General features: G+C 44.2%; 7 protein-coding genes. All 7 read left to right on the top strand.

All coding sequences use genetic code 11. The features are described 5' to 3' along the window. Positions 1-169 precede the first annotated feature (169 nt). Positions 170-685 carry a HEPN domain-containing protein gene (locus J7E78_RS28855; RefSeq protein WP_215080291.1) on the top strand — a complete coding sequence of 172 codons (516 nt, stop codon included), beginning with the start codon at positions 170-172 and terminating at the stop codon, positions 683-685. A gap of 577 nt (positions 686-1,262) precedes the next feature. Further along, positions 1,263-2,504 carry a WXG100 family type VII secretion target gene (locus tag J7E78_RS28850; RefSeq protein ID WP_215080289.1) on the top strand — a complete coding sequence of 414 codons (1,242 nt, stop codon included), beginning with the start codon at positions 1,263-1,265 and terminating at the stop codon, positions 2,502-2,504. Continuing rightward, entirely contained in the window at positions 2,504-2,989 is a 486-nt protein-coding gene (locus J7E78_RS28845; RefSeq protein WP_215080287.1) for a hypothetical protein, read from the top strand. Before J7E78_RS28850 ends, J7E78_RS28845 begins: the two co-directional genes overlap by 1 nt. Before the next feature lie 60 nt (positions 2,990-3,049). Next, complete coding sequence (locus J7E78_RS28840) at positions 3,050-3,517, top strand: hypothetical protein (protein ID WP_215080285.1); 468 nt, start codon at positions 3,050-3,052, stop codon at positions 3,515-3,517. A gap of 13 nt (positions 3,518-3,530) precedes the next feature. Next, entirely contained in the window at positions 3,531-4,061 is a 531-nt protein-coding gene (locus tag J7E78_RS28835) for a hypothetical protein (RefSeq protein ID WP_215080282.1), read from the top strand. Positions 4,062-4,291: 230 nt separating this feature from the next. Next, a complete protein-coding gene (locus J7E78_RS28830) occupies positions 4,292-4,618 on the top strand; it encodes a nucleoside triphosphate pyrophosphohydrolase (RefSeq protein WP_079695028.1) in 327 nt (108 codons plus the stop codon). After that, entirely contained in the window at positions 4,602-7,046 is a 2,445-nt protein-coding gene (locus J7E78_RS28825; RefSeq protein WP_215080280.1) for a DEAD/DEAH box helicase family protein, read from the top strand. Before J7E78_RS28830 ends, J7E78_RS28825 begins: the two co-directional genes overlap by 17 nt. Positions 7,047-7,097 lie beyond the last annotated feature (51 nt).

The raw sequence follows: 7,097 nt of genomic DNA, 5'->3' as shown, positions 1-7,097 counted from the left end.
ACCCAGCCTCTTACTCTACTCCACCATACGCACCCCCTCTATGTAAAAGTGTAAACAAGATTTTGGGGGCTAAACATGACTATTTGAATCGTATATATTTAATAAAATTATATCTTTGAGTATGTATTTTACTGTATAATACTGGTATTAACTCTTTGGAGGGATGACAATGGCAAGAAATTGGTCCATAACCGGAGCACATTGTAATCACCAAGTAGATTTTACCCCACGTTTGCAAGACCATGATATCTCCATACAACCTAGATCCAAACAAACTCCTGATTATCACATGCTACATACTACAATATTGGACTATCACCAGCATGCTAAGTATCATCTCAAACTTGCCACCATCATGCGTAATCACAATCAGTTCAAAGCCTGCCTCATCCTCTGTGATTGGGCTTTAGCCTCCATGATCAAGGCGCTTTATATCTATAAGTATCATTCAGTGCATACACCCAAGAACCTCACGATGAACGAAATCTTGCCTCTAGTGTATACGGACACTGAATCCGGGTTGGATATTGCTTTGTTCATCGGTACGATGCAACATATGTCTTCCCTAGCAGATTACCCACATGACCAGCCACTAGAACTGAACAACATCGAAAAGCTTTTTCAACGAACAGAAGAGATATTGGACGAGTTAGCCACTCGATTGAAGGAAGATTCATCAGAGTAAGATGTTTTTTTAATTGATCATTTGGGTTAAATGTTTGATTTATCTGTGTTACGCTTACAAGATGACATCATCCAAATAAAGGATATGATGCAGAGATTACAAAGGATGCTCTTTGCTTTGCATCGGGAAAGTAGGTGTACATTTTGAAAAAAGTAATTGCTATCGCGTTTTTCATATTATCTATAATGGAATTGGTTACTCTAATCCTAATTGGTAAAAGCATGATGATTGGGTATATGGAACCGAGTACGTTTAGCGGGATAATTTCATTCCCACTAGGCGCTACGTACCTCTCGATCTGGATGTTCTTTTCACGGCAAAAGTTTACCGGAGGACGAGTCGCGGCACAGATCAGTTTTACAGCGGCATTGTTGACGGGGTGCCCGTTGGTGTGTTTATGGATTGTTTTCTATTAAATCAAGAGATTAAGAAGATTTCCTTTAAATTAGGACCTATGAAGTACGTTGTTGGAAATATTGTTATGGTGAGAAGGGAAAAATCAGGATGTTAGAAGGATGTATATACACCAAGCTTCTGCTAACATGGTAAAATCCTAATTTTAATGGCGGAGAATGATATGAGTACAATTAAAGTAACACCAGAGCAACTACTCCATGTATCCAGGCAGATTGAGCAGGGCAGGCAGCAGTTGGAAGGTATACGTAATGACCTGACTGCAAGGATCGGATTCATCCAGTCTCAGTGGGCGGGAGCAACGCAGGAACGATTTTTCTATGATTTTCAGCAGTCACGTTCTGTACTGGATCGTGCCCTGGAAAGTATGGTCAAGTCATCCCAAGATTTAATGTCGATTGCCGAGAGATTCGAACAAGCAGATCAGGAACAGGTGAGCTTGGGAGCCGTTGCTGGGCAGATTGCTGCCCATACAATGATGAACCATGATACAGGTAACCCAGAAGAGCAAAGACGAATGGTATATAATCCTTTGTTTAGAGTTAACATGCCTGCCAGTGAAGCTGAGGATGGGATGCCAGGGCAAAAAGAGTTTGTTAAGTATTGGGAAAATGGTGGCAGTTATGAAGAAATGAGAGCTGGACCCAAGCAACCGGAGTCTAGTGGTGGGGATATATATGATGAACAGATCAGTGTATTTAAGGAAGGTCATCATCCCGTAACTGGAGAATCCATACCGGCTTGGCAAGCAGCAGTTTCTATTGGAGGCTTACAGACTGCTAAGCTCGTGTTGGCTTTTACAGGAACATATAATAAGGGTTATAAGGTTCCGAATGGAGGATTAAGATTACCGAAAGACAGAAAAGTAACGCATGGTCACCTTCAAAGCGAAATATTGCATGATAACCCAATGGTCAGCAAAACGAACAAAGGTTTAGAAATGGAGTATGCTAACCAAGCTGGAAACAAAATCGTTTGGGTAGAGCACAATCCCAAAAATATTACCAATGCTATAGAAGCTGCAAAACATAGCCGAGACACAGGGAAAGTTGTTGAAGGAAAAGTTGGTGAATTTGTAGATCGGCATGTCGGGGTAACAGGATTTGGGGTGGAAATTAAAAATGCAGAAAATAAATTAAGAGTTACGGATTTGGATGTTGTCACGAACTCACAAATTATTGAAGTGAAGAAGTCAGCGGGAGCAGTGAAAACAGACCAAATAGATAGATTAGTGGATACAAATAATAAAGAGTTTTTCAATTACAAGAAGAAGGAAGTTATTTTATATATAGACGCGCCACTAGAAAATACGGGTCGAATTGCATCTGAGAAAATCGAATATATAAAGAGCAAGGGCGTCAAAGTGGTTAACTCGTTAGAAGAATTAAGGGAGGTACTGAAGTAATGGCATCTGCTTTTGTTTTAGTGGAAGAAAATAGTAATATTCCCATTGCGCGTTTGATCCAGGATATACAAGAAGCTTGTCTGGAAGCAAATTTAACTTTAGTTTTTGGAGTTGAAAATACGGATTCAGAACTGAATATGAAACATTGCTCCTTGGGAATTACTCAATCAGACAAAGAAGAGTTGGGCCATAGTGAGCAAAAGAATAACATCAGAGTCGATGTATATGATGAACCTGTTCAATATCAATATAGAGAATTGGAATGGAGAGATGATGGGAGAGTATATTTTAACACGCTGATTTTAGATGAAGTTTATCAAAATGAAGAGGTTACTCTAACCTTTCTATATCATTTTCTTATGAGACAGCCACAGATGGTTATATGGATCGAGGAAGACTGGATATATACCTTATCTGATCTGGAGAAAATTCTGAAAACTACAATTCATTCCGAATGGTGTTATGTGAATCCCGATTCGATTTGAGTAATTATGAGACATAAAATCAACAGCCCATGATTCGCACTCTCAAATGAGGTGGATAAAGTGTCAAAAAGTATTTACATGAAAAGTAAAGAAGAGATGCTTGCACCGGAGCTTATGGCGTATACCTTGGCCAAATTAGGGTCGTACGAATGGAATAGAACAGAGATGTATAATCCGAATCGGATCTATGAGAATCCTGCGGGTTTTTATTTTAGATTCCACAACGCTGATCAGGTTTACGAGCAATTAAAGAATTGTATTCAGCATTTCAAGGGTAACCTTGATTGGACGATCCATGTAAGTCCTATAACCAAAAATAAAAATTACGTTATTGAGCCTGCGGAAGTATATCATGCGAAACAAACTGAGGCATATCAGTTGAATTTGGAAATTGAGGAAGTACTTCAAGATTCATATAAAGAAATCTGTGAGCAAGCGATTCAAGACACCCCGTTGTTATGTAACCATATAGAGCAATGGTTTGACTTGGAACATAAACAACTATATCCACCTACAATACCGAATTGAAAACATTGGGAAAATGAAAGAATTATATGATGTAAGAAGGTTTGGATATGGAAGTTTAGAAATTATTTTAATTGATTTTAACAAAAATAATCTGGATCAATTCATTAAGAATGATTTAAACATCCAGGAGGATCATATCAAAAGTTCTCACTTTTATGATAACCGTAGTGAAAAAGATTTTGAATTTCACCAAATAAGGAGCTTCGAAGAGATCCTATCTCCTAAGGGAACAGGCAATATATTATTGTCTGAGCTTAACTTGGGTCATACTCTTAACAACGTGATGATTGTGTTTTCTTTCAATGAGGAATGTGGAGATATCGTTATGAATTTTCCAGAAGAGGAGTTGTTCAGCGGAGAAAATTCAGAGACAACGTTAAAAGCTCAGAAGTTAATAGAGTATATTCTTGATATTAAGAAGAAGTATGCAATTGAAAAAGTTAGAATCGGTTATGAACCAGCTATGGATGATGACACTTGCTTGGTCGAGATTGATAAAGAAATGATGGATACAAATGTTATTGTCTCAAAACTGTTGGCTTAGAATCCCTCTGAACCAGAGTTTGATGCTGAACAATTAGACATTATGAATTACCGAACGCCCATTTCTACTCGAATACGAGTAGAAATGGGCTATTTTTATCTCCTCATTCCACCCCAACTACTTTACAAAATCAATCCATACCTCCCCCCCTAGCAAATGGTATAATGGCATAAAGGGAGATTCTGGCGCAAAGCTGGAAAACCTCCAAAGCAGAAAGGATGTTATACCACATGCCTACATACAACAAATTGGTGCGGGACAAGATTCCGCATATTATCACATCCAGTGGCAAGGAATGCCGCACACGTATTCTGGACCCGGAGGAGTATAAGCAAGAGTTAAGAACGAAGCTGCAGGAAGAATCGGATGAGTACGTAAATGCAGCGAGTGATCAGGAAGCTTTGGAAGAACTAGCCGACATGCTGGAGGTCATCCGGGCGCTGGCAGAGGTGCATGGAGCGAATGCGGCGCAATTGGATAAGCTACGGGCGGACAAGGCTGAGGCACGCGGTGGATTCCAGGAGAGAGTGTATCTGATCGATGTCGACGAAGCTTAACGTTAAACTCATTACAGATAACTTGGCAGACGAACTGATTGCCCGGATGCAGCATGCATCCGGGATTTATATTATGACGTCCTTTATTATGCAGTCCGGGGTGAAACTGCTGGCCCCGCACTTAAAGCGGGCGGCGGAGCGTGGGGCCGAGGTGCGGATGCTCGCGGGAGATTATCTGTACATAACACAGCCAGAAGGATTACGGGCGCTCTGTGAGGTTGATCCCCGAATTGAGACACGGCTGTGGCGAAGTATGGGCACTTCTTTTCACCCAAAAGCGTATCTGTTCGATCATGACAACGGGGAAGGACTGCTGATTGTCGGCTCGTCTAACTTTTCGTTCACGGCGCTCAAGACGGGGTATGAATGGAATCTGGCGATGAATGCGGAGGCGGAGCCGTATACGTTCCAGTCGGCTTTGGATAAGTTCATGCAGAGCTTCTACCACGAGACAACCTTGCCGGTGAACCCGGATTCGATTGCGCTGTATGAGGAAGAGTACCGAAAGTATCACCAGAAGAACCCGGAGATGATTCAGCGGATCACGGAGATGGAAGAAGCGGAGTACAGCACAGGATTGCCGGAGGAGACAGAGGAAGAAGCCGCTGAGCTGCCGCTCGTGCCGATCCAGCCGCGATTGGCGCAGTTGGATGCTCTCGAAGCACTCCATGGCACGATGGAGGAGCAGTACAACAAGGCGATGGTTGTCATGGCGACCGGGCTTGGTAAAACGTATCTGGCGGGTTTCTTCGCGCAGCGGTTCCAGCGGGTGTTGTTTGTGGCGCATCGGGAAGAGATTTTGTTCCAGGCGAAGAAATCTTTTCAGCGGATCATGCCGGATCGTAGTCATGGGATCTATAACGGACAGTATAAGGATGGGGCGGCGGATTGTGTGTATGCTTCGATCTTTACGCTCAGTATGCAAAAGCACCGGGATGTGTTTGCCGTCGATGCATTTGATCTGATCGTGGTGGATGAGTTCCATCATGCGGCGGCGAAGACGTATATGTTGGTGATGGAGCATTTTCAGCCGAAGTTCCTGCTGGGCATTACGGCGACCCCGGATCGACTGGATAGCAAGGATGTGTATGCGCTCTGTGATGGGAATGTGGCGTACCAGATGCATTTTATTGAAGCGATCCGGCGAGGGTGGCTGGCGCCATTTCAATATTACGGGGTATTCGACGATACGGATTATTCGCAGATTCGGTGGATCGGAACAAAGTATGATGAAGAACAGCTCATGGCCGTTCAGTTGCAAGAGGAGCATGTGGAAACGATCTATGCGGCCTGGGTGCGGCACAAGCAGACGAGAACGATTGGCTTTTGCTCGTCGATCCGGCAGGCGGACTATTTGGCTGCGTATTTTCGCAGTCAGGGGGTGAAGGTGCTCAGTCTGCATTCGCGCACATCGGAGATGTCGCGGAAGGAAGCGATTCGGCAGCTTGATGCGGGTGAGCTGGAGGTTGTGCTGACGGTGGATCTGTTCAACGAAGGTACGGATATTCCACGTGTGGATACGCTATTGTTCGTGCGTCCAACCGAGTCGCTCACGGTGTTTACACAGCAGGTGGGGCGTGGTCTGCGGCTTGCGGAGGGCAAATCGCATTGTGTCATCATCGACCTGATCGGAAACTACCGGAATGCGGATGTGAAGCTGAGTCTTCTGGACGTACACCGAGATGAGGAACGAAGCGAAAAAATGATAGATTCGGCTGTGCCTGAGGTTCCGGCTAACTGTGGGATTCATCTAGAGACCCGGGTAGTGAACCTGCTTCAGGAGTTGAGCCGCAAACGGCTACCGCGCCGCGAGAAGCTGCATCAGGATTTTCTGGATGTGAAACGAGAGCTGGGGCGTATTCCGACGTATCTGGAGCTGCACCTGATGGGACGTTCGAAAAGTATCGGGTACCGGAACGAATTTGGTTCGTATGTTGGGTTTCTGTATTGGGCGGAACTTCTGTCCCCGGCTGAGGGAGAGGTGTATGTCCGGCATGAGGCGTGGCTGCGTGATGTGGAGAAAACACTAATGAACAAAAGCTACAAAATGATGGTGCTGCTGTACATGCTGGAGCGAGGCGAATCTCAGTGGATGGACCCGATCACGCCGGGGGAGATGGCTGAATTTTTCCATACGTATCTGACGGAGAGAGAGTACCGGAAACGGAAGGACTTTTCGGACAAAGACAAACTTGCGCTCTGGGAATGGAATGAGAAGACGGCAACTGAAATAGAGAAGTTGATTATCGACATGCCCATGTCTAAGTGGAGCGGGGCGAAGGGTAGTATGACTCGTTTCGAGAATGGCGTGTTCTCGCTGAATGTACAGGTGGAGGATGCGGAGGAACGGGCGGTGCTGTACCGATGGACGAAGGAGATTTGTTTGTATCGGTTGCATGCGTATTTTGAGCGGGGGACAGTAGAATAATACACAAAAAGCGGCTTTGGCATTCAGGTTGTGAACCGCTCCCTGTAAAGT

Source organism: Paenibacillus polymyxa (assembly GCF_018614975.1).
In the GTDB taxonomy this organism is placed as follows: domain Bacteria; phylum Bacillota; class Bacilli; order Paenibacillales; family Paenibacillaceae; genus Paenibacillus; species Paenibacillus polymyxa_E.
This window is presented reverse-complemented; position numbering and strand designations above follow the sequence as displayed.